At 70.0% G+C, this 2,961-nt stretch carries 2 protein-coding genes; both read left to right on the forward strand.

Annotated elements, in window-relative coordinates:
- Window positions 1-188 precede the first annotated feature (188 nt).
- Window positions 189-1,388, forward strand: a complete 1,200-nt coding sequence (locus ABD357_RS24320; protein WP_344392870.1) for a S8 family peptidase — start codon at window positions 189-191, stop codon at window positions 1,386-1,388.
- Between the two features lie 204 nt (window positions 1,389-1,592).
- On the forward strand, window positions 1,593-2,961 hold a 1,369-nt coding region (locus ABD357_RS24325), incomplete at its 3' end, for a maltotransferase domain-containing protein (RefSeq protein WP_344392872.1).

The raw sequence follows: 2,961 nt of genomic DNA on the forward strand, positions 1-2,961 counted from the left end.
ACGCGGCTTGAAATCGCCGCAACCTTCACACGTACCCCACGGAAGATATGGCCGATTCCGCCACGTCGTGCGGCCTTGTGGCAGCTCACACCGCACGAGAGGCTGCCAACGGCGATCCGACCTGCACCTGTCAGGGCGTGCGCAAACTGCGGTCGGAGTACGCCGAGTTGAGGAGGGGAACTCACACCATGCCAGTGACGCACAAAAGGCGTCTGTCCTCGGCGGGAGGCCTCACCGCGGCCATTACGGCCGCGGTGCTTTCGGCCACCACCCTGCCCGCACAGGCCGCCCCACTGGGGCAGATAATCGGCGCCGACGCCCCCGGCTCCGTCAGTGACAGCTACATCGTCACGCTCAAGGGCGGAACGAAGGCCCCGTCGAACGCGGGCAAGGACCTCGTCGAAACGTACGGGGCGAAAATCAGCCACACCTACAGCACCGCGATCAATGGCTACGCGGTGAAGGTCGGCGAGCAGCAGGCCAAGCGCCTGGCCGCCGACTCACGCGTGGCCTCGGTCACGCAGGACACCAGAGTCAGTTTGGACACCCAGCAGAAGAACCCGCCCTGGGGCCTCGATCGCATCGACCAGCCGAACCTGCCGCTGGACAAGAGCTACACCTGGCCGGAGTCCGCGGGCCAGGGTGTGACGGCGTACGTCATCGACACCGGGATCCGGACCACGCACCAGGACTTCGGCGGCCGGGCGAGCTCCGGCTGGGACTTCGTCGACAACGACGCCACCGCGCAGGACGGTCAGGGCCACGGCACGCATGTGGCGGGCACGATCGCCGGCACGACGTACGGCGTGGCGAAGAAGGCCAAGGTCGTCGGTGTCCGCGTACTCGACAACGAGGGTTCGGGCACCACGGCCCAGGTGATCGCGGGCATCGACTGGGTGACCAAGAACGCCCAGAAGCCCGCGGTGGCCAATATGAGCCTGGGCGGCTTCGCGAACGCGCAACTCGACGCCGCCGTCCGCAACTCCATCGCGTCCGGCGTCACCTACGCGGTCGCGGCCGGCAACGACGGGCTCCCGGCGAGCCTGTACTCGCCGGCCCGGGTCCAGGAAGCCATCACAGTCGGCGCGAGCGATGCGGCGGACGCACGGGCGAGCTTCTCGAACTGGGGCAGCCGGCTCGATCTGTTCGCACCCGGCGTGGACGTCACCTCCGCGTCGAACGCGAGCGACACCGCGAAGGCCACCTTCTCCGGTACGTCGATGGCGTCGCCCCACACCGCGGGTGCGGCGGCGCTCTATCTTGCCGATCACGCGACGGCGAGTCCCGCCGACGTGAGCAAGGCACTTGTCGCGCAGGCGGCGTCCGGGAAGATATCCACGGCCGGTCTCGGCTCACCGAACAAGCTCTTGCAGGTCAGCAACCCCTAAGTAGTTGCGCATTCACCGACCGGCCTCGTCCGCCATGTATCACCGGACGGGGCCGGTCTTGTGTGCGGAGATACGCGCGAGTAGTTAACAACGTGCCGGATTGCCCACCCGATTAGGGTGGGAAGGCTCCCCGGTACGCCCCGCAGGACCCACCTCCCCACATGCCATCTCCGCCCACCCACGTTGACGCGGACAGGAGCGGTCATGCCCGCCACGCACCACTCGTCATCACCTCCGACGCACAGCATCAGCGCACCCCCCGCAAACGGGGCGCAAGCCGGCCCGCCACAGCGGGCCGCGGCCGAGAAACCGGAACAGGCAGCAGCCGAAAACCCCGGAAAGGCCGAGGCCACCCCCGCAAAGGCGGCGAAGGCCTCACCCGCGAACGAGGCAGCGGCCAAACCGGCGAAGGCGGCGGAGCCCTCGCCCGCAAAGGCGGCAGCGGCCAAACCGGCGAAGGCCGCCAAGGCCACACCCGCCAAAGCCGCGAAGGCCACGAAAGCCGCCAAGCCTGCGAAGGCCGCCAAGTCGACGAAGCCTGTGAAGGCCGCCAAGGCCGCGAAGGCGAAAGCCAAATCGGCGAAGACCGCGACGCCGAAACCCGGATCGGGCCAGGCCGGACCCACGGACACCACGCCACCGGACATCACGCCACCGAACGCCGCGCCACCCGGCGGCGGCGCCCTCATCGGTCGTATCCCCGTCCTGGACGTCCGCCCCCTCGTGGCGTGCGGGCGGCGCCCCGCCAAGGCCGTTGTGGGCGAGGCGTTCGAGATCTCGGCAACGGTGTTCCGGGAGGGCCACGACGCGGTCGCCGCCAATGTCGTCCTGCGGGACCCGGAAGGCCAGGCCGGTCCGTGGACCCCCATGCGGGAAGTGGCTCCCGGTACGGACCGCTGGGGCGCCACCGTCTCCGTACCGAAAGAGGGCCGCTGGACCTACACCGTGGAGGCCTGGGGCGACCCGATCACCACCTGGCGTCATCACGCGCAGATCAAGATCCCGGCGGGGATGGACACGGAGCTGGTCCTGGAGGAGGGCGCGCTGCTGTACGAGCGGGCCGCCGCCGGAGTCCCGGAGAGCCGGGGCCGCCGTGACACGATCCTCGCCGCCGCGGACGCCCTGCGCGACACCGCTCGCCCCGCAGTGGCCCGCCTGGCCGCCGCCCTGACCCCGGACGTGGACCACGTCCTCGCCCGCCATCCGCTGCGCGAATTCGTCTCGTCCTCCGAGCAGTTGCCGTTGTTGGTGGAGCGGGAGCGGGCGTTGTACGGCTCGTGGTACGAGTTCTTCCCGCGCTCGGAGGGCGCCGTCGTCGAGATGGGCAAGCCCACGGTCAGCGGCACCTTCAAGACCGCCGCGCGGCGGCTGCCGGCGATCGCCGGGATGGGTTTCGACGTGGTCTACCTGCCGCCTGTCCACCCCATCGGCACCACCTTCCGCAAGGGCCCCAACAACACCCTCAACGCCGGCCCGCACGACGTGGGCGTGCCGTGGGCGATCGGCTCCCCGGCCGGCGGCCACGACGCGATCCACCCGGACCTGGGCACCCTGGAGGACTTCGACGCCTTCG

It is taken from the genome of Streptomyces vastus, assembly GCF_039532825.1.
In the GTDB taxonomy this organism is placed as follows: domain Bacteria; phylum Actinomycetota; class Actinomycetes; order Streptomycetales; family Streptomycetaceae; genus Streptomyces; species Streptomyces vastus.